Origin of the sequence: Dyadobacter sp. BHUBP1 (assembly GCF_050587785.1) — a bacterium.
Lineage (GTDB): Bacteria > Bacteroidota > Bacteroidia > Cytophagales > Spirosomataceae > Dyadobacter.
The window spans coordinates 90,327-111,049 of the sequence record NZ_JBOBIH010000005.1; the positions used below are offsets into that span (position 1 = coordinate 90,327).

At 49.7% G+C, this 20,723-nt stretch carries 20 protein-coding genes; 12 read left to right on the plus strand and 8 right to left on the minus strand.

Translation table 11 applies throughout. The annotated features are described in order from the left end of the window. Positions 1-424: 424 nt before the first annotated feature. On the plus strand, positions 425-892 hold the full coding sequence (locus ACQ4MZ_RS20290) for a hypothetical protein (RefSeq protein WP_430847876.1): 468 nt from the start codon (positions 425-427) through the stop codon (positions 890-892). A gap of 72 nt (positions 893-964) precedes the next feature. Here ACQ4MZ_RS20290 and ACQ4MZ_RS20295 read toward each other — a convergent pair whose 3' ends face one another. The 5 genes from ACQ4MZ_RS20295 to ACQ4MZ_RS20315 form a co-directional block, all read right to left on the minus strand. Continuing rightward, on the minus strand, positions 965-1,252 hold the full coding sequence (locus ACQ4MZ_RS20295; protein ID WP_430847878.1) for a transcriptional repressor: 288 nt from the start codon (positions 1,250-1,252) through the stop codon (positions 965-967). Positions 1,253-1,276: 24 nt separating this feature from the next. Next, positions 1,277-1,993: a DUF4198 domain-containing protein gene (locus ACQ4MZ_RS20300; protein ID WP_430847880.1), complete on the minus strand. Its 717-nt coding sequence runs from the start codon at positions 1,991-1,993 to the stop codon at positions 1,277-1,279. 161 nt (positions 1,994-2,154) lie between these two features. Further along, entirely contained in the window at positions 2,155-4,494 is a 2,340-nt protein-coding gene (locus ACQ4MZ_RS20305) for a GAF domain-containing protein (RefSeq protein ID WP_430847882.1), read from the minus strand. 117 nt (positions 4,495-4,611) lie between these two features. Next, positions 4,612-4,947: a hypothetical protein gene (locus ACQ4MZ_RS20310; protein ID WP_430847886.1), complete on the minus strand. Its 336-nt coding sequence runs from the start codon at positions 4,945-4,947 to the stop codon at positions 4,612-4,614. A gap of 90 nt (positions 4,948-5,037) precedes the next feature. Beyond that, a complete protein-coding gene (locus tag ACQ4MZ_RS20315; protein ID WP_430847888.1) occupies positions 5,038-5,811 on the minus strand; it encodes a helix-turn-helix domain-containing protein in 774 nt (257 codons plus the stop codon). Positions 5,812-5,974: 163 nt separating this feature from the next. On the opposite strand from ACQ4MZ_RS20315, the gene ACQ4MZ_RS20320 reads away from it, so the two are divergent. From ACQ4MZ_RS20320 to ACQ4MZ_RS20330, 3 genes are all read left to right on the plus strand, one after another. Next, a complete protein-coding gene (locus tag ACQ4MZ_RS20320; RefSeq protein WP_430847890.1) occupies positions 5,975-6,805 on the plus strand; it encodes an SDR family oxidoreductase in 831 nt (276 codons plus the stop codon). Positions 6,806-6,877: 72 nt separating this feature from the next. Beyond that, complete coding sequence (locus ACQ4MZ_RS20325; RefSeq protein WP_430847892.1) at positions 6,878-7,795, plus strand: helix-turn-helix domain-containing protein; 918 nt, start codon at positions 6,878-6,880, stop codon at positions 7,793-7,795. Positions 7,796-7,888: 93 nt separating this feature from the next. Further along, the gene (locus tag ACQ4MZ_RS20330) at positions 7,889-10,192 is read left to right on the plus strand and encodes a penicillin-binding protein 1A (protein ID WP_430847894.1); all 2,304 of its coding nucleotides are present in this window, start codon (positions 7,889-7,891) and stop codon (positions 10,190-10,192) included. A 36-nt stretch (positions 10,193-10,228) separates the two neighbouring features. Here the strand turns inward: ACQ4MZ_RS20330 and ACQ4MZ_RS20335 are convergent, their stop codons facing one another. Continuing rightward, positions 10,229-11,599, minus strand: coding sequence for an FAD-binding oxidoreductase (locus ACQ4MZ_RS20335; RefSeq protein ID WP_430847896.1), 1,371 nt, complete (start codon positions 11,597-11,599; stop codon positions 10,229-10,231). A 292-nt stretch (positions 11,600-11,891) separates the two neighbouring features. On the opposite strand from ACQ4MZ_RS20335, the gene ACQ4MZ_RS20340 reads away from it, so the two are divergent. Both ACQ4MZ_RS20340 and ACQ4MZ_RS20345 read left to right on the plus strand, forming a co-directional pair. Beyond that, positions 11,892-12,926 (plus strand): sensor histidine kinase, encoded by a 1,035-nt coding sequence (locus tag ACQ4MZ_RS20340; protein ID WP_430847898.1) that lies wholly within the window; start codon positions 11,892-11,894, stop codon positions 12,924-12,926. Continuing rightward, positions 12,923-13,966, plus strand: a complete 1,044-nt coding sequence (locus ACQ4MZ_RS20345; RefSeq protein ID WP_430847900.1) for a sensor histidine kinase — start codon at positions 12,923-12,925, stop codon at positions 13,964-13,966. The genes ACQ4MZ_RS20340 and ACQ4MZ_RS20345 overlap by 4 nt, the downstream gene beginning before the upstream one ends. Before the next feature lie 3 nt (positions 13,967-13,969). On the opposite strand, the gene ACQ4MZ_RS20350 is transcribed toward ACQ4MZ_RS20345, so the two are convergent. Beyond that, a complete protein-coding gene (locus ACQ4MZ_RS20350) occupies positions 13,970-14,476 on the minus strand; it encodes a hypothetical protein (protein WP_430847902.1) in 507 nt (168 codons plus the stop codon). Between the two features lie 303 nt (positions 14,477-14,779). Here ACQ4MZ_RS20350 and ACQ4MZ_RS20355 point away from each other — a divergent pair, with 303 nt between their 5' ends. From ACQ4MZ_RS20355 to ACQ4MZ_RS20375, 5 genes are all read left to right on the plus strand, one after another. After that, entirely contained in the window at positions 14,780-15,574 is a 795-nt protein-coding gene (locus ACQ4MZ_RS20355) for a LytR/AlgR family response regulator transcription factor (protein WP_430847904.1), read from the plus strand. Between the two features lie 126 nt (positions 15,575-15,700). Further along, positions 15,701-16,561, plus strand: coding sequence for a c-type cytochrome (locus tag ACQ4MZ_RS20360; RefSeq protein WP_430847906.1), 861 nt, complete (start codon positions 15,701-15,703; stop codon positions 16,559-16,561). A 192-nt stretch (positions 16,562-16,753) separates the two neighbouring features. Beyond that, complete coding sequence (locus tag ACQ4MZ_RS20365; protein WP_430847908.1) at positions 16,754-17,491, plus strand: LytR/AlgR family response regulator transcription factor; 738 nt, start codon at positions 16,754-16,756, stop codon at positions 17,489-17,491. Positions 17,492-17,568: 77 nt separating this feature from the next. After that, on the plus strand, positions 17,569-17,904 hold the full coding sequence (locus tag ACQ4MZ_RS20370; RefSeq protein WP_106598971.1) for a YegP family protein: 336 nt from the start codon (positions 17,569-17,571) through the stop codon (positions 17,902-17,904). Between the two features lie 119 nt (positions 17,905-18,023). Further along, positions 18,024-19,061: an AI-2E family transporter gene (locus ACQ4MZ_RS20375; RefSeq protein WP_430847911.1), complete on the plus strand. Its 1,038-nt coding sequence runs from the start codon at positions 18,024-18,026 to the stop codon at positions 19,059-19,061. Here ACQ4MZ_RS20375 and ACQ4MZ_RS20380 read toward each other — a convergent pair. Next, a complete protein-coding gene (locus tag ACQ4MZ_RS20380) occupies positions 19,033-19,644 on the minus strand; it encodes a hypothetical protein (RefSeq protein ID WP_430847913.1) in 612 nt (203 codons plus the stop codon). The genes ACQ4MZ_RS20375 and ACQ4MZ_RS20380 overlap by 29 nt on opposite strands. A gap of 113 nt (positions 19,645-19,757) precedes the next feature. Here ACQ4MZ_RS20380 and ACQ4MZ_RS20385 point away from each other — a divergent pair, with 113 nt between their 5' ends. Next, the gene (locus tag ACQ4MZ_RS20385; RefSeq protein ID WP_430847915.1) at positions 19,758-20,546 is read left to right on the plus strand and encodes a mechanosensitive ion channel family protein; all 789 of its coding nucleotides are present in this window, start codon (positions 19,758-19,760) and stop codon (positions 20,544-20,546) included. The last annotated feature ends 177 nt before the right edge of the window (positions 20,547-20,723 follow it).

The window sequence follows — 20,723 nt, forward strand, 5'->3', positions numbered from 1 at the left end:
CACATCGCATCGTTGTACTTCGGCCCGTCATTTATTGAATTACTAATTGCAGACAGAGTTTTGTAACCGTATGAGACAAGTTTGTTCGTAAACGGCGTTGCTAATACAAAGGACAGATCTCCGTTATGCTGCCGGTATAAAACCCGTCCCGGCGAAGAGTCTAACGGATGCGAAGGAATCGTATATTGGAAACTGATGAAAATTGAGCCTGCCGGAATAATGATGGCAGTACTGGTTCTAATTAAAATCAATTTGGAAATCGAAAGTGAAAAACGCTTAATAAAAATGGTGCAGGGAGCATTTATGCAGTGATTTTTTTCGTCAGTTTTGGCAGATTATTTATTATAAAAAAATTATTTTAATAAAATGTTAACTTCATTACTTTTGCGAAAGTAATAATCCACCAGCAACCCGTAATTTATTTATGAAAGCAAGAGCAATTAGATTTTTTTCTCCCGAGGATAATGTTTCAGTAGCGAAAAAGCCTCAGGAGAAACCAAAGCCAACCGGCTATGTTTCATCTTCGGGTAAGCTAGTTCTTCCTCCCAAAACTTTGGAAGAATTAGGTATCGAACCGGAAACAGCTCGCTTTAAAATCGGAGCACAGCAAGGTAAGAGAACCTTGAAGCATCTGTATCTGATTCCGAGCTCGGATGAAAACGGAACATTCGCCCTTACCAGAAGCGGCCGCGGATATTCTATCCCGCTGGAACTGATTCTCCGTAAAGGCGGTGTGGATTTTGAAAATACAAAGTACGTTTTTGACGTAACCCTTTTTAATTACGAAGAAGGCGTTGTCGGTTTTGAACTCACGTTGGGAACCGAAGAACCCAAACCGGCATACACCGGCAAACCCAGAGGCCGCAAACCGAAGAATGCAGTGGTTGCTTAATGATATGAACAAAGAAGGGTCCGTTTTCCGGACCCTTCTTTGTTTAGTACTGATAAACAGGAACAATCGTTTTCAATTGTTCAATGTATTCCGGACAGGCTCCGGGATTCCAAACAGATTTTTGCGACTGTCGGTCGCAAAACGCCGCTCTGCAAATCCTGCGGTTACCAGCCAGTTAAGCGACTCATAAACAGTCGCGGGACTGATTTTAATCCCCCGGCTGCGCATATCGCGCCATAATGTATCACCATCGGTAAATTCGTCGGCGACCAGCAATTGATCGGCCACAATGACCCGCTTTTCGGCCAGTCTTATTTTGTGACGGATGCAATAGGCACTGATTTGTTCGTACAGGGACATGCGAATGAATAACGCTTTAAAAATCTATTCTCCAACTTCTACCAGCAAAGTGGCGCTGCGCCAAAATGCGTTGTATTCTTTTCCGTTCAGGTTGCCGGTTTCTTTCCAGCTTTTGGATGCCTCGATATAATAGGTGCCTGGCCAAAGCGGAACAAATTCGGCCAACCCTTTTTCATCGGTGCTGATCTGTTTGCTCCATCCCGACGGCGAAGCCACGGTGATGTACAGCTTTTCATTTCCATTATTCTTGAAAAGTCCGCGCAGGTTGAGCAGGTTATTGACTTTGTTGGTTTTCGCCGGGTCTGCAAAAACATTCAACTCGTTCGCATTGGCGGCCGGAGTATTACCGCCATCGGCTCTCCCTACCGTTACTAATGCGCTGGCATTGAACTGATAAACCGTCGTTCCGCCGAGGTCTTTTGCCGTGTGGCCTACCGATAGCGTGTATACGCCTTGCTGGTCGGGTGTGAACTCTGCCGTGAAATGGTCGTCAGCAGCAACGGTGGCCAATTTAGTACGCTTCTGATCGGGAGCGGTGAGCCAGAGCTCGAAATCCTTCACGTCGGAATACCATTCACCAAGTTTTTCAGGTTTATCTCCGGGCTCGGCGTAGATGATTTTAATCGCTTGTTTCTGGCCGGCTTTGCCCTTTGGGGCAGTCTGTATCCAGAGGGCGTGAGCAAAGAGTTGCGCCGAGCAGCAGAGCAGGAATGCGGCAGTAAGAAGTTGTTTTTTAAACATGATTTGAGAAAAATGAGTAGTAAAAAAGCGAGAGCTGAGCGCAGGGCACGCTTCGCATGTGGACTTACAAATATAATTTATTTATAATAAGTCCAAATAATATTTAATTCAAATTGCTGCGAAAGCAATACTGTGCGTTAAGTGCGATAACGCCGGATTGATTAATACACAACTCCTAAGCGCAGCGCCCGCAGGCCGCTGAGCCCTTGTAAATCTTCCAGTTCGAGCTCTTCGGTAGTGGGTTCGAGGGCGTTTGTCTCCTGCAAATAGTGGATGAAGGGTAGGTAATCTTCGACATCACGCTGGTGCAGGTAAATGAGCGCGATTTTATCGGGTTGGGTGAGCCGTTCCTGGGAATTTTTGATCCTTACTTTGTCGATCCGTTTCTTGATCATCTGGTAGCGGATATTATAGGCGCCTTCCACATCGAATTTCCGTTCGTCGCTCCGAAAGCTGATGTCGATCATGTGGTTATGCACAAAAATCAACTGTGTGGTATGCAGTTCTTTCGGCATTTGCCCGAGCAATGCACGGGTAATTTTCGCCACTTCGATCATCGACGAGAGTTGCCACAGCCGCAGGTTTTTGAGATGGAAATGGTTGAATGGCTTATTGGGGGCAATGGATTGGCCGATGTAAATGTCGTATTCGATGCCGTCGGTCCTGAACTTCTCGAAATAGCAAGGATACGACTCCTGTAATAGCTCCTTCTGATCTTCGAAATACCGGTTCACGGCCGTATTGATCAGCTCCATGGAGTGGTCGAGCTCTTGCCGGTGGCGGTGTACCTCTCCCTGAGAGGGGTGGGTGATCCCGATGTATTCATCGATGAGCGGCGCGGTACGCGGATCCTGCTGCGACAGGTGAATGAGGTAGTTCCTGGCCTCTTCATTCAGAAACGTATTCAGGTTATTCTCCGACGTACTGTTCAGTTCGCCCTGGCTGACGGCCTTTTGCCATTTGGTACAATGAAAGCGCAGCTCTTGCATGAGCGACGACCGGTCGAAGTTGGCAAGCGCGTTCAGCAGGTCATTCAGCAAATCGAGGTAATGACCCAGGTCGGCTCGGATGGAGACATTGCGTTCGTTGGTAGAATTGCGGATGTCGATCGCACCATACAGGGGGTAGACGTCGTAGAATGCAATGTTCTCATTCACTTCGGGGAGGCCCTTTTTTCTACGATGCAGGTAATGCCAGGCGGCATCGTTGAACTTCCATTGCACGGCGGGCTGTATCGAGGTGAATTTTTCCTTGATAATGCTTTCAAGTTCCAGATTGAACTCCTCAATATAAATATCGAGCAACTGCGCTACGGGCGCGAACGCCATTTCGAGCGAAGCCAGTTTTTTCTCGTCGAAACGCTCGTCTTCCCAAGTATGCATGCAAAGGACACCCACGAGTTTCTGATCCACAAAAAGGGGTATCAATGCAAGTGAGCGTACATTCAGGTCGCGGAATGGTGCCAGCCAGCCGATCTGACGTTCGTCTTCACCCTGAATGTCGGGCGAAAAGAACGAATTCGGTTTGGCGGCGTAGCCCTCTGCCTGGCGACGGAATTCTTCGGGCGTCAGGCGGTTTTCGCCCCAGATCTGAAAAAGTACGCCCGTACCAACCTGCCCGTACCCATACACGGCCTGCCCGTTCACGCGCACGAAAGGAAAAAGGTCGAATTCGATACGATTGTTCTGTACCAGCGTTTTCAGCGATTGGATAATGCGTTGGTAGCGGTTCGGACTGTCGCCCGGTACCCGGTTGAACTGGACCTTTTTGATATTTTCCACCGCCATTTTAGCCGTAACGTCCGATACGGTGATGACTGCAAAGCCCCGAAACCGGAACATGTCGAGTGGCAGCACCTTTTGCAATTGCAGATGCCCGTCCTTTTCGCTGAAATGCGCGTAGATTTCCACGAAGTTGAGATCCGGTAAGTCCCGCGTAGCACTCACTTCGACAAATTCGGGGCTTACCAGCACTTCATAGTACCGGTACAACCCGGTTTGGGTGTCCGTCCAGGCGTGGTATTGCTGTATTTTCACCGGAACCTGGAAATTATAAAGCCTTTGGAGGATCAGTGTGTAGATCAAATGCAGGCGTTCGCGCTGGTAGTCTTCGGGGTTCTTTTGAAGCTCGTACTGCGAATCGGCCGGCTTCATATTCAGCATTTCGAAAAGCAGGTCGGTACCGTAAAAAATATGCGGGTACAGCGGCTGGCACATGCCCCAGGCCAGCTTATGCTCCGATGCCAGCGGCGCAGAGAGGCTGCTGTAAACGTATTCGAAGAAATCCCCGTACAGGTGCGCCTCGTCGAGCGGTACATCCCCCTGGGGGAGCTGATGTTCGTGGAAATAGGTCAGTATGTTTTTGTAAAAGGTAGATTTCAATGTCTTTTCTTCCGAAACCCGCTGTTCGAGGAAGCGGATATAGGGCATAAAAGAGATGGCGGAGTCGAGATCGAGCGGGAGTGCCCTCATTCCGGAGACGTCGAGTACTTCGTTTTTCATGGTGCTAAGGCTGGCAATGCGAGCCTAAATATACGACACGCTATCTGAAAAAAGTGCGTTCCGGCCCTTACAGCCGAAACGCACCCCGCAGATTACATTTCCTGCTTTGGACCAAGGTTAACGATGGTCTTCGCGAAATAGCCCCGGTTCCATTTGAATTTGAAGTCTTTTCAGCATTTCAGCGCGGTCGAATCCGGTTCTCAGGTTTTCGGCCTGCACCGCATCTCTGGCATTATTAATGGCTTCTTCGTTTACCCAGGTGGCGATGGTAATGTATTCGGTATCACCGGTTTCGGTGATGCGCTCGTAGGCATAGTCGCGCACGAAGCCGTCGAGCGAGTGGATAAAGGCCCGCGCAATGTGCTGTCGTTCAAGGAACGTTTGTTTCGAAGCAGCAGGGATGAGGTATTTGCTGATAAATGTGATTTGCTGGTTTTCTGATGGTGTTCCCATGTTTTTTGCGTTGAATAGCGGTTATACTTTGGTTTTACTGATACAAAATTCCAAAGCTGCTGCCGGCCATTCTTGTAAAAAATCATTGATTTACCAGAACACGGGAGATTTAAAAAACTCGGTGGGGGTGAGCCCGGTGAAGAGTTTGAAGTCCTTATTGAAATGCGGCTGATCGAAATAGCCCGCGTCGAGCGCTATCTGCGCTAATGTCTGTCCTGAGCGGCCCTTTTCTATCACCGTTTTCATTTTAACGATATAGGCGAACTGTTTCGCGGAAAGCCCGGCTACCCGTCTGAAACGCTTCTCGAATACATCCTGGCTCACGTGCAGCGACGCCGCCAGCTCCCTGATGCGCAGTTGGCCGCCCGCGCTACGGATCTTTTGAATGGCCACCAGTACCATATTATCCGGCGTCTTGTCGCTCAACCGACTGAGCAGGAAGCGCTCGATCAATGCGATGCGCGCAACGTGCGACGGCTGCTCCGCCAATTGCGCTTCCAGCAGGCCGGTATCCCGGAAACCATCGAGGCAATCCATCGCAATGCTCGTGTCGCTCAGCTCATGCAGCGGTTCGTGGATGAATGGAGCAATGCCGCCTTCCCGGAAAACGACCAGGATATTGGTCGTGCCGGAATGATACTGCATAGCCCTCCCGGATTTACGCAAGCCCGAAACGACGAACGGTTCGAGCACGCTGGTACCGCCGTGGTGATTAACAGAAACCTGCCCACTCAGCCTGAACACCATCACCGGGGATGTTTCGGGCAGGACATGGTTGACCACCTCCGCAGGCGTTTCGATCACCTTGTAGGATTGAATAAACGGGCTGAGCTCCGGCGTCGGGAAATAGGTCTCGATGGTCATTATTCCCGCAACGGGAATGCGACTTTAACGGTTCCCGTGGCCTGTTAAATCGTGTCGGCAGGGGCACGTAAAAGTGTATCACATTTCCGGATTTTTGTATAAGTCGCCGGCGGAAGCGACCCGGTAAATTTGTAGCATCAAAACACCAAAACAATTGTCAATCATGTCAAAAACAATTTTTATCACCGGCGCTTCCAAAGGATTCGGCCGTATATGGGCCGAGGCTTTTTTGAAAAGAGGGGACAAAGTAGCGGCTACCGCCCGCAATACCGAAACGCTGAAAGACCTCGCAGCGCAATATCCCGAAACGCTTTTAACCATTCAGCTGGACGTAAACGACCGGGCGGCGAGTTTCGCCGCGATCGAGCAGGCTAATCAGCATTTCGGCAGCGTCGACGTGGTGATCAACAACGCAGGTTACGGCTTGTTCGGAGCCATTGAAGAAACCAGCGAAAAAGAAGCCCGCGACCAGATTGAAACCAACGTTTTTGGTTTGCTGTGGGTGACGCAAGCAGCCATTCCCGTGATGCGGGCGCAGGGTGGCGGTCATATTATCCAGGTTTCCAGCGTGCTGGGCGTGGCTACGCTACCGGTGCTGGGCCTTTACAACGCTTCGAAATGGGCGGTGGAAGGACTGAGCGAAACGCTGGCCTCGGAAGTGAAAGACTTCGGGATTAAAGTGACGATCGTGGAACCCAACGGCTTCTCGACCGATTGGGGAGGTGCTTCTGCTTCCCACAGCGAGCCGATCGCATTGTACGACGGCATCAAAGAAGCGCTTTACGCCGGGTTGACACCCGATACCATCGGCGATCCGCAGGCTACACCGGAGGCGATCCTGAAAATAGTCGACGAAGAAAATCCGCCATTGCGAATCTTCCTCGGTAAAGTTGGGTTTCCATGGTTGAACCAGGTATACGCCGAACGCCTTGCAACCTGGGAAGAATGGAAAGAGGTAGCTGACGCCGCGCACGGCGGCCAGGTAACCGCCTGATTTTAGTTAAATTTGATTAAACTCATCAAATCTGCACCTTATGCGGGTGCAGATTTAACCGTTTTAAAAACCATGGACCATTATAAAAGCATCAGCGAGCTCCATCGCGCCAGCAATATGCCTGCTCCGGAGCATCCCATGATCAGCATGTTTACCTGCGACGAGCTGAGAAGTTGTACGCTGGGCTGGCGGGAGTTTACGACGGACTTTTACATGATCGCATTCAAAAAGATCAAAGCCGGGCATATCCTCTACGGACGTACGAAATACGACCATGAAAACGGATCGATGCTTTTCTCGAAGCCGCGGCAGGTAATCGAAATGAATAATATCGAGCTGGAAGAAAAAGGCTTTATTCTTTATGTGCATGAAGATTTCCTCAACGGTCATCCGCTGCACTCGGAGATTCGTAAATATGGTTTTTTCGATTATGAAGCCAATGAAGCATTGCATTTGTCGGAGCGGGAGGAGCAGATCATCTGGGACCTTTTCAGCCGCATTCAAAGCGAGTATTTCAATAACACCGATGAGTACAGCCGCGACATTATGCTCACCCACCTGGATTCGATGCTGAAATATTCGCAGCGTTTTTATAAGCGCCAGTTTATCAACCGCACGCAGCTTTCGGGCACCACCGTTTCGCGTTTCAATGCAAGCCTGGCCGCCTATTTTGAAGATGGGAACTTCCAGGAGAAAGGATTGCCCTCCGTCAAACTGATGGCCGATATGCTCAATACTTCGCCACGCTACCTGAGCGATTTGCTGAAACAGGAGACCGGTAAAACCGCCATTGAACTGATCCATATTTTCCTCGTGTCCGAAGCGAAAAATATGCTGCTCAGCACCGACAAAACCGTGGCAGAAACCGCTTATCTTCTGGGTTTTGAGAACCCGCCTTATTTTTCGAGGTTATTCAAGAAGGAAACCGGTTTCAGTCCGAATGAATATAAAAAGCGGGTGGAATTTCCAGGACAGGCCGGGGTGGCGTAATATTAAATACCGCCCCAGCGACGTTCTAATAGCTGATTTGTAAACCAAATTCGTTTATTTGGTCGATTTATTGGACGTTACTCTGGAAAATACATGATTCAATTCAAACCCGGGAAATACCGGCGTCGCATTCTTTTACTTTGGCGTGCCTTCGGCATCGGGCTGGCGCTGCTGATACTTTACATTGCCGCTGTCAACTACAATTTCTTCTGGCTTTTCGGCGGAATGCCGGATTTGAAGGCGTTGGAAAACCCTAAAAGCGAGATCGCCTCCGAGCTGATTTCGCTGGATGGAAAGTCGCTCGGTAAATACCTGATCGAGAACCGTTCACCGGTAGAGATATCCGAAATTTCTCCCAACCTGATCAACGCATTGCTGGCGACGGAGGACACCCGCTTCATCAGCCATTCGGGTATCGATCCGCGGAGTCTTTTACGGGTTGCGAAAGGCATCCTCACGGGTAATTCCAGCTCCGGTGGTGGCAGTACGCTTACGCAGCAAGTCGCGAAAAACCTGTTCAATACGCGTTCCGAAGAGTTTGAAGGGACATTAAGTAAAATCCCCGGTGTGCGGATCGTGATCGCCAAAACGAAGGAGTGGATACTTTCGATTGTCCTCGAACGCAAGTATACCAAGCAGGAGATTATGCAGATGTACCTGAACACGGTATCGTTCGGGAACAATGCATTTGGTATCAAAGTCGCTGCTAAAACCTATTTCAACAAGGACGTTTCCGAGCTCGATATTCCGGAATCGGCGCTGCTGGTGGGAATGCTTCAAAATCCTACCATCTATAATCCGGTTCGCTTCCCGCAGAATGCGCTCAACCGTCGTAATACCGTACTCGCGCAAATGCGGAAATACGACGATATTACGGACGACGATTTCAAGGTGCTCAGCGCGAAGCCGCTCGGGCTGGAATTCGCGATGGAAACGCACGCGAACGGTCCGGCTCCGTACTTCTGGGAGTCGATGCGCGGCTACCTGAAAGCATGGGTGAAAATGTACAACGAGGAAAATGGTACCGATCTGAACCTCTACACGAGCGGCCTGCGGATTTACACGACCATCGACTCGCGCATGCAGGGATACATGGAGGAAGCGCTCACGCACCACATGCAGGAGCAGCAAAAGATATTCAACGACCACTGGAAGGGCCGCAATCCATGGATTGATGAGAACGGAAAGGAAATCCCGGGTTTCATCAACACCGCCGTGCGCCGCCTGCCCTATTTCAATGTCTTAAAAAACAAGCTGGGCGAAGAAGAGGCGTGGAAGGTGATGAACAAGCCCTATAAAATGAAAGTATTCTCGTGGGATGGTGAAAAGGAAATGACCATGAGTCCTATCGACTCCATCAAATACTATAAACGCTTCCTGCGGGCAGGCATGATGGCTATGGATCCGCGCAACGGGCACGTGAAGGCGTGGGTAGGAGGGATTAATTTCAAATATTTTCAGTACGACCATGTGAAGCAGGGCAAACGCCAACCCGGATCGACATTCAAGCCGTTTGTGTATACGGCTGGTCTGGATAAAAACTTCATTACCCCTTGCGAAAAGATCATGGATTCGCCTGTTACATTCCAGGCGGGAATCGACGATGTGAACGAAGACTATACGCCGAAAAACTCGAACGGCGTGTATTCCGAGCAGCCGCTTTCGCTTCGTCAGGCGTTGGGGAAATCGGTAAACTCGGTGACGGCCAATATTATGAAAATGGTGAAAGCCAATACGGTAGTCGATTATGCGCACAAGCTGGGGATCACCAGCGAGCTGCCGGCCACCCCGGCCCTTTGCCTCGGAACCGGCGACGTGTCGGTGTACGAAATGGTGTCGGCCTATTCGTCGTTTGCGAACGGAGGCTATAAGGTGATGCCGATGACGATCCTGCGCATTGAGGACCGCCACGGCAAGCTCCTGGCTGAATTCCACGAGCAGCAAAGCCAGGAACTCAGTGAAAATATGGCCTATAATATGCTGTACCTCATGCGCGGCGCAGTGGAAGACCCGGGCGGTACCGCCGGTCGTTTGCGGCAATACGGCGTTACCGACGGCAATGAAATAGCTGCAAAAACCGGCACATCGCAGAATCATTCCGACGGCTGGTTTATGGGTATGACGCATAACCTCGTAGCCGGCGTCTGGGTTGGGGGCGAGGACCGCAGCATTCACTACCGCAGCCTTGCACTCGGACAGGGCGGGCGCGTAGCAATGCCCGCGTGGGGCGCGTTCATGCAAAAGGTTTACAACGATCAGACGCTCATTCAGTACCGCAAAGGTCCTTTCCCGAGACCCGAAGGATATACCGGTGAATGCGCCACCGATTCTACCCAGGTTTCAGAGGATGTATATACACCTCCCGCCAAATCGGATGATGAAGGGGTGTTATTCTAAAAAACAGGCAGGTCCGTAACGGCCTGCCTGTTTTTTTTACGCGGGTTTGATATTCTGGTTTACCCGAAACAGATTATCCGGGTCATATTTGGCTTTGACTTGCCTTAGCCTTTCATAGTTGCTTCCGTAAGTTGCCTGTACGCGATCGGAACCTTCATCCATCATAAAATTGACGTAGGCACCGCCGGCGCCGTGTGGGTGAAGCTCCTGCCAATAGTCGCGCGCAAAGCTGGTAACCAGGTCTTTTTCGGAATGGTCGGGCGAAATGCCGACGATCACCATCGACCAGGTGGCATCGCGGTAATTCCAGGCGGTGGCATCGTTACTGACCCTGGCGGCAGCGCCGTTGATAGGGTACAGGTGCATTCCCGAGAAAAAATTAGGGATTTTGTGCGCATGTTTGATATGTACATCCATTACTTCGGGACTCAGGTGCTTCACAAAATCGCCTTTCCAGTACCAGTAGTATCCGGGTGCGAAAAGCTCGTCGAACATCGTTTGCAATGCCGGAACAGGCAGCGGCCCTACGGCGTCGATCAGCGGCTTGCGGAATTTGCGCACCATTTCGAAAACTTCCAATGCTTCCTCCTCGTCGATGCAGCACCACACGATACCGCACATCAGTTGCAGGTGATATTGCTCGGGAAATATAGGTGCAGGTGGTATTTTGTGAAAATTGAAGAATCCGCTAATACTATCGGGTGCTTTCTTGATAAAATCCTGGTACCATTCCATCATCGCCTTGGCGTCATTGATATCCCAGAACATCGGTCCGCCGTACACGGTATGCACCTCATGCGCCCGGAAAAGAAAGGACGTTACCACCCCGAAATTGCCTCCGCCGCCGCGGATAGCCCAAAATAGATCGGAGTTGTCGGTAGGCGATGCCTTTACTCTCGTCCCATTGGCCAACACCACTTCCGCTTCAAGCAGGTTGTCGATGGTCAGGCCGCCGAAGCGTGTCAAATGTCCCAAACCCCCTCCGAGCGTAAGCCCTCCGATGCCGGTAGTTGCATTGATTCCCGTAGGTACGGCCAATCCGTAAGGGTGACCGGCCTTATCCAGATCCCCGAGCAGGCAGCCGCCTTGTGCCCGTATCGTACGGGCTACCGGATCTACCGTCACATTGCGCATCGCCGACAGGTCGATAACTAACCCATGGTCACATACGCCGAGGCCGGCCCCATTATGGCCTCCGCCTCGCACGGCCACGAGCAGATCATTTTCGCGTGCAAACCGAACGGCTTGCACCACATCTGTTTCATCCGCGCAACGCACAATGAACTCGGGACATTTATCCACCATGCCATTATGGACTTTTCTGGCGGTATCGTAATCGGCGTCACCGGGGGTAATAACCCTGCCCCTGAAATGGGGGATTGTTTTAGAGGAACTGTTTGTTTCCATCTGAGAAGGGGTTTAAATAGAAAACAAGAAAACCTACTGGTCCGCACGGACCGAATTTCAGATGATTGTGGTGTAGCAAAGCGTAGGAATGCGTAAAGACCGGAGCTTCCGCGATCGAACTGCGAAGTGGCGGCGGTTATAAATATACTAATTTTTGTATTGAGGCTCAAAAAGTTATGATTTTGTGGCAGGCAAAATGTGAGAGAAAGTATTTGATAAATCGTTCCGGCCGGTTTAGTTTTATATTTGGGAATGCAAATCGCGGCCCGTACCCTAATCTGTCAGTAATAAGTTGAAAAATCCTTCACAATGGAAATGGTTCCGTCCACTCGTAATCCTCGTCTGGACAATGCTGCTGAACCTTTTTCTTGTACAGAAATTTATCGGAAGCCACTGGAAAAGTCTCACCATTACGCTGGCATGGCTTGGGTGTACGCTCATTACCTGGCAACTCATGGCGCAATGGAGCGAGAAGTGGCGCGCCCGATATCCTGACATTACCCAAACCCGGCAACGGATCCTCGGCACTTTTTCGGGCTATCTGGTGATCGAGGTACTAAGCCAGATATTCTTTTTTCTGCTTATGTATTTTGCCCACTGGGACTGGGAAGTTTTTACCATAAAGGAATACAGCATTTACATCACCATTTGCGTGGTGACGCTCTTCGCGGTAGGCGCTATTTATGAGTTGATCTACTCTCTGAACCAATATGGCATAGCATTGCAGGAAGAAGAGGCTATCAAGAAAAAGGCACTCCAGAATCAGTTTGATAACCTTAAAAATCAGGTTAACCCGCATTTCTTGTTCAATAGCCTTAATTCCCTTTCTGCATTGGTTGAAGAAGACCAGGTGCAGGCGGGCGCGTTTCTGGACGAACTTTCGAGCGTATACCGGTATTTGCTCCACACGAGCGAGAACGGGCTGGCGTCGGTCAAAAGCGAGAGTGAGTTTATCCACTCCTACCTGTTCCTGACGAGCACCCGTTACGGCTCCGCTATTGAGGTGGAAATGGATATCGATGAAAGCTGCTCACATTACATGGTACCGATGCTTACATTGCAGACGCTCGTCGACAATGCGATCCGGAATAATGTAGTAATGAAGCAAAAACCGCTGAAACTAGCGATTACTACGCAGGGCAGGCAGCTTGAAGTCCGGAATTCGATCCAACCGAAGCACGTGAATGCAGCCCGGGAGGGGCTCGAAATGCTGATTTCCCGGTTCCGCGACCTGAACCTCGAAGAGCCGATGCTTTTCGACGATGGGGAGACATTTACCGTAAGAATACCCGTAGGAACAACCCGTAACCAATTCGAAACGACGTGAAGCTACTGGTCAGTTATACCAAACAGGATATATGGATCGCCCTGGCGCTGCTTCCTGCTTACATCGTACTGATGAATTACTTGCTGGTTGGGGGAATTTATTTTTCGGACGTTTCTGTATTTGCAAAGGCAACAATCTTCTCTACCGTCGTTTTCGGGCTTGCCTACCAATTGGTCCACGCCCGTATTGGATACTGGTTCCGCAGGCAATTTTCGCATTTCAAGCAGACGCCCAAAAGGATGTTGCTCATGATTCCGGCACACATCGTTTGTAACCTGGCCATCATCAGCGGGTTGTTCTTTCTCTATAAAGCGGCCGGCTTTGAGGGCTATGTTTACGACCTCACCAGCTTCGAATGGGCACTTGCATTGGGCGCGCTCATGAATATCGTGGTCACCTGCATACACGAGGGCGTGTATGCGTTCGAGCTGTGGCAACAAAAGCTGCTTGAAACCGAGAAACTGCGCAAGGCAAATCTCCAAAGCCAGTTCGAGAGCTTGAAACAGCAGATCAATCCGCATTTCCTGTTTAATTGCCTCAACTCGCTGTCTTCGCTGATCGAGGAGGATGCTGAACTCGCCACACAGTTTATCGATGAAATGAGTAACGTTTACCGGTATCTGCTGCGGAGTAATGAATCGGAACTCACTACTTTAGAATCCGAACTCAACTTTGCGGGCTCTTATTTTCACCTGCTCAGCACGCGCTACGGCAGTAATCTGCGGTTGGAGGAAGAAATCGACCCAGCCTACCGCAACCATATGCTGCCGCCGCTCACATTACAACTGCTGATGGAAAACGTGGTGAAACACAATGTGATCATGCCGCAGCAACCGCTGTATATCCGGCTGAATACGACGATTGACGGCAGGCTTGTCGTCTCAAACAACCTTCAAAAGCGCTCGGTTACAATCCCATCCAGCCGGATCGGGCTGGCCAATATTGCTTCAAAATACAGTTTGTTGGGGCAGGGGGAGATCAATATCGATGAAGACCCGCAACGCTTTTCGGTGAGCCTCCCCCTGCTGGTGTCGGTATGACGGTCACATCTTTTTCAAAATCATCACGCTCTTGATTGCTCCCGACGCTCCGTCTTCGGGAAGCAGGTTGAAGCGTACTTTCAAAGTTGTCTCGGTGAGTTCAAGAACTTCCCAATCGTCTTTTTCCAGGCCGCCGGGCACGCTTTTCATTTTGATGATCTTCGCTCTTTCATCATAGGTCCAGTCGGCGGAGTAGCTTTCCTGTTCCTCAGCTGCATTGCATCGTTTGTTGCCGGTATTGGCGATCAACTTGCCGTCTTTTTGAAATACAATGAAACCGTCAAGGTCGCATTCGATGAGCAACTGCGTGAGATCGGTTTCCTTGTCGCCGTCCTCGTCGAGGTCAAGCGGCTTGACCAGGTCCCAGGTTTCGGTCTTCCATTTTTTGTCGGTGAAAGTGATTTTGACAGGTTCCGGCGTAACGTCTTTTTTGTCGTCGTCTTTACAAGCGGAGGTCGTGATGGCGAGCAGGGAAAACAGGGTAATGTAAGTGTAGAGTTTCATTTTCATGGCTAACAGATTTGCATTTGATTGAGTCAAAATTAGAATGGCTTCATGGTCAATGCCGCGGGTATTATGCGTCAAACGGGACAAGCAGGGGATGAAGCGTACAAGGCGGCGTATGGAGTGCTTGATCGGCGTAAATGTCGGTTCAGACTGGTATTTTACTGGTGCCGGTCGGGGTAGTGACGTTTCATAGCCCTTAAATGCCGCTTCATAGGACGTTTATGTGTTTCCGTTTCCCAGAGGTTTCAGGAATTGGTTATCTTGGCCTAACTTTTGATCCTAAAACACGAACTGCAAAACCAATTTATGAAGGTATTATTGATTGAAGACGAGGATCTGGCTGTGAGAAAACTCTCCAAACTACTGACTGAAATTGATAGTAATATAGAAATCGTCGGCAAGGCTGCCAGCGTGCAGGAATCAGTGGATTTCCTGAAAGAAAATGAAGCTCCCGATCTTATTTTGATGGATATCGAACTCGCCGATGGCCAAAGCTTCGAGATCTTCGACCAGGTGAAGGTGGAATCACCGGTGATATTCACCACTTCCTATGACGAATATGCGCTCAGGGCATTCAAAGTCAACAGTATCGATTACCTGCTCAAACCGATCAAACGGCAGGAGCTGGAAGCAAGTCTGGCGAAATACAATCGACTTACAAAGGGCGCTGAGAGCGATGTTTCCAAAAACTCAGCCAATGTAGACCGCGATGCGATCGATTCGCTTGTCAAGCAGCTGCGCCAGCAAATGCAGCCGTCGGAATACCGGAAGCGTTTTCTGGTAAAGCATTTGCAGCAATGGGTGCCCGTGGAAGTAAGCGACATCGCCTATTTCTATTCAGAAGAGGGGACAAGTCTTTTCAAGTCAAAGAATAACCAGAAATACCCGGTCGATTACACACTCGACGAGCTTGAAAAAATGCTCGACCCGGACTGCTTTTTCCGCGCTAACCGCCAGTTTATCATTAGTGTGCATTGCGTGCAGCAAATCAACCCGTATTTCAACAATAAAATCAAGCTCGCCCTCACGCCTGCCCCTGAAAGTGAGGTGATTATCAGTCGAGAGAAAGCGATGGATTTCAAGAAGTGGCTTGGTAAATAGCATTACCCAATTCATGCAACGATAATGACGCTTCAAAGGATTTAACAATGGGAATCGCTAGCCGGCGGGGCATTTTTGCAACGTCGGCCTTGCCGGCAGTTTTTCAAACTGTTATTTCCAAAAGCCATGTTAAAAAAAATCCTGAAATGGACCGGTCGCACGCTGCTGGTCATCGTGCTGCTTGCACTCGGTTACTACACCAAAGCCTACATCGCAATCAGTAACCGGAAAAGCAAAGTTTACCCGATAAAGCCTGTCAAACTCGACATCCCGACTGATTCCACCACCATCGCCCAGGGACGGCGCCTTGTTACTACCAAAGGCTGTCATGACTGCCACGGCAAAGACCTGGGGGGCCGTGTCCTCTTCGAGCAAGATGGCGTAGGGCGGCTGGTCGCCCGGAACCTTACCAAGGGGAAAGGGGGCATATCCAAAGACTACGACACCGACGACTGGGTAAGGGCGATCCGTCACGGCGTGCAGCAAGACGGTACGCCGCTTATTTATATGCCATCGGCTGGCTTTAATAAGCTCAGTGAAACGGATCTGAAAGCGGTGATTGCTTATTGCGCACAGGTTCCGCCCGTCGACCGCGTGAACCCGCCCAGCGAAATCGGTGTCGGGGCGACGATCCTGGCCGATCTTGGAGAGCTGGAACTGTTCGAAGCGGAGAAAATCGATCACAATGCAGCACCTCCGCTGGTGATACGTGAAGGAGTTACCGCCGACTTCGGTAAATATGTGTCACAAATTTGTACCGGTTGCCATAAATCCGATATGAAAGGCACAGCGGGAGAAGGTGGTACTCCCGATATATCTTCAACCGGGAAAAGTGCCCGCTGGACTGACGAGCAGTTTTTCCGGACGCTTCGCACGGGCAGACGGCCTGACGGCACTGAGCTGAAAGCCCCGATGCCCTGGCAGATGACCGCCGCGTTTTCGGATACCGAAATGCGGGCGCTGCGGATGTATTTGAAAAGCATCTGATCACACTAATTTGCAGCACCGCGGGGATGGCGTTGGAGTTTTCCCGAATTATTTGGAAATTGAGCGCCATCCTACTCAATTCGTTTCTTCTCATTAACCAGCCGGCTAATCTGTCGGACTCGCCTTTGGTAGCTTGTATGCCGCCCCTGTGGGTTAGTCTTTTGGAGTACAGTTATTTCACCGGATTTTTTTATGAGCAGAATCAAATGTTTGATCATCGACGAGCCGTATGCTTCGAGCGTTCTCGAATCCTACATCGGCGAGGTGGATTCCCTGGAACATGTGGGAACATTTTACCACGCGATCGACGGGCTGATGTATCTTCAGCAGAATAAGATCGACCTCCTTTTCCTGGACATTATGCTCCCCAAAGTGACGGGAGAAGCATTTTTGAAACTGTTGCCCTGCCGACCCAGGGTCATTTTCCTGTCTGAGAAAAAAAAGCGATGGCGGCGTAGCGACGACGACTATATACTCGATTGCCTGGTGAAGCCTATTACTTTCGAAAGTTTCCTGGCAAGCATTGACTGCTACTTCGCGGCAGTTCCACCGCCGGTTATGAAACGGAATTCATCCACCAGGCGTAAGCGGTCCGCGCCGGATCGGGGCCCGTTCATTTACCTCTTTTCGGGCAGGTCGGCAGTGAAGGTATATGTTAATGAAGTGCTTTACGTCGAAGGGGTGAAGAAGTACACGAAGATCAAAACGACTGAAAAAGAGATGATTGTTTATCAGGGGCTGACGGCGATCGAAGAACGGTTTGCCGGAAGGGGATTTATGAGGGTACATCGCTCACTGATCGTGGCGATTAACAAAATAACGGCGTTTACCGAACACACTGTCGAGGTTGCCACACACATCCTACCGGTGAGCGCGCCCTACCGCAGGCAGGTTGCGAGGGTGATCCGCGCCGGGTTGAGAAACGTATAGCGTATTTTACCTGACGTATACTATTGCATTAACAAAAGATAATCGTACTTTGAAAGCCTAATCCAATCTTTTCAAATATGGGAAAATTCGTAATTACAAAAAGAGCTAACGGAGAATTTCAATTTAACCTGAAAGCCGGAAACGGTCAGGTGATCCTGGCAAGCGAGGGTTATACTACCAAAGCGGCTTGCGAGAACGGGATCGAATCGGTGAAAAAGAATTCGCAGGACGACGCACGTTTCGAACGTCTTACTTCGAAAAATGACAAATTCTATTTCCTTTTAAAAGCGACCAATGGTCAGGCAATCGGAAGCAGTGAAATGTACGAAAGCGTTGCAAGCCGTGACAACGGGATCGAATCCGTGAAAAAAAATGCGCCTGAGGCAGAGGTAGATGATCAATCGGCGGCGTAGGCCATTCAGATATACAGCAAAAGCGCAGGATAACGACTTGTCCTGCGCTTTTCTTTTGCCGATTCCGGCGATATTGGTATAATAATTGCATTACGTATATTGACCCAAATTGGCATTTAATGGTTTCTGATTTCAACAATCGCATTCGTCAAATATCCTTCCTGCTGATTGTCACCGCATTGGCGGTAATTATTTTTAAGCAGCTTTATATTTTCTTCCCTGGTTTTCTGGGGGCACTCACCATTTATATCCTTTGCCGGAGGTACTATTTTCATCTTACCGAACAGCGAAAGTGGAAGAAGGGCCTCACGGCGGTGCTGTTTATGGTGCTGTTTATGGCCTGCATTGTGGCACCCGTATATTTCGCGGGCCAGATGATATTTCAAAAGATTAATATGATTGCGGAGAATCCCGAACAGGTGAACCACGCGATTGACGCGATTTCTGCGCAGCTTCGTGAATGGACCGGACAAGATTTGCTTACGAAGGAAGCGACGGCGGATATCCGTAAAAGAGCAGCGGGTTTTATCCCTGGGATACTGAACAGTTCCGCAACCATGCTCGGTAATCTGCTGATGATCCTATTCCTGTCTTATTTTATGTTCAAAAATGGCCGGTTTATGGAAGAAACGCTGGAACATTTCATCCCGCTCAAGCATAAGAATATCCAATCCCTGGCCGACGAAACCTGCGGTATGGTGCGTGCCAATGCACTAGGTATTCCACTCATTTCGCTTATCCAGGGGTTGGTAGCACTGTTGGGGTATTGGATCGTCGGGATCGAGGACTTTGTGTTGCTGGGGCTGATCACCGGCTTATTCGCATTCTTTCCGGTGATAGGGACCGCTATGATATGGCTGCCGTTGGTGATATTCCTCTTCTCTAAAGGCGAAACCGGAAAGGCGATCGGTCTGGCCATATACAGCGCGACCATCATTGGCAACATTGATTACGTAGCCCGCATTACTTTTTTACAAAAGGTAGGCGATGTGCATCCGGTTATCACGATCCTTGGCCTGATCGCCGGTTTGAAACTGTTCGGTTTCTGGGGGTTTATCTTTGGTCCTTTACTGATCAGCTATCTGCTATTGCTGATCAAAATTTACCGCAGCGAGTTTGGAGGAGCCGTCAAATCTCCGAATCCGCCTTCGACTTGATCTCGTAATTACGGTAGCCATCGGGTGCATCCGACCATTTGTATACAATTTTCTTAAACCGCAGGTCATTCACGACTCCATAAATATTCTTCATAAAATCCTCCTGTACTTGCTGCGGCTTGAACATTTGGCCTTCGAATGTGAGTATTTCCTGATTTTTCCCAGCCAGGCCAATCCCTACGTGCTGCTCTTCCAGCGCTTCCTTCTTCGATTCCACATAGGCCGTGCGTAGCTCTGGGAAGTCGCGTTGCTGTACTTGCGCCATTTTCTTTTTCAGGATCTCGCGTTGCGCCGTAATCTTTTTGTCGGTGTTGGTTTTGGCTTCGTTGTATAAAGCCGTGTTCGACTTGTGCCATGAAAGCCGCGTCGCGAGGTCGGTATTGTTCCATTCGTCTTTGAGTTTCAGGTCAATGTCGCCGATCGCGTTTTGAAGGAAGAGCAACATGTTCTCATTCGCGGCCTTGTTCACCGGTTTCGGTGCATAGAAGTAAATGGCAATGCCCGCAGCCACTGCTGCCAGCAGGAAATATACGATATATCGGCCTCGCTGTAATTCTGTTTGTTGATGATGACGAATTTCCATGTCTGTTGGGTTTTCTCCTTAACTGATGGGAGCTTGGGGATCAAAAAACATGCCAACTGGCTTTGGAACGGATTTTTTCCCGGGGACGGCATTTTAGTCAATGCACTCTGATCATGAAAATTCAACAGTTTTATAACAAGGCTTACGCGTGGATATTGGAAACGGGGCCTTCTGTTCTCGTAGGCATAGCCGTGCTGATAGCCGGCTTCTGGCTCATCCGCTTATTGTCGCGCTGGCTCAACGCGCACATGTACAAGCGCAAAATCGATCCCTCCCTCACACCATTTCTTCTCAGCCTTGCCGTTACCACACTGCGGGTGCTGCTCATTATTTCGGTCATGCAGATCATAGGCATTCAAATGACCGTTTTTGCGGCTCTGATCGGCGCAATCGGTGTCGCTGCTGGTCTGGCGCTGTCAGGCACTTTGCAGAATTTTACGAGCGGCGTACTCATCCTGATTCTCAAACCTTTCGAGGTGGGCGACAACATTATAGCACAAGGGCAGGAGGGGACGGTGCAGGCTATCAAAATCTTTTATACGGTCGTGAAAACGTATGATAACCGCACGGTCGTGATTCCGAACAGCAAGCTCTCGAACGAGGTAATCATCAATATCAGCACTTCGGGAAACAGACGGTTGGATGTGGAAATGAAATTCACCAACGGCATTGACTTCCGGGAGGTCAGGAATATTGTCAACAATGTCCTCGATCATGCCCAAAGTGCCCTTAAAGTCCCCGAAAGACGCATTGGAATATCGTCTATCGAGCCCGATGGTTACAAAGTAATGGTGAATGTGTGGCTCGACGCCCACGGTTTCGTAGATACAAAAATGGAAATCCAGGAGAAGCTGATGGAGGCATTGAAAGGCTCCGGTCTCAAATTACCCGGATTGAGTTAAGTTTTTTTCAGCTTCGTGCAGCGTTTTTTTTGAAGGGTGTGTCTTCCTGCATGCTTCGCCGGTAGGGCGGATAATCGGAAGGCTTTTTCAATCAGACTATTAGCCATGAAAAAGATAGTCGGGCCAGAGTTGGAAAAAACCGGATTTCCGGATAGCTTCACCGGCGATGTAAATAAA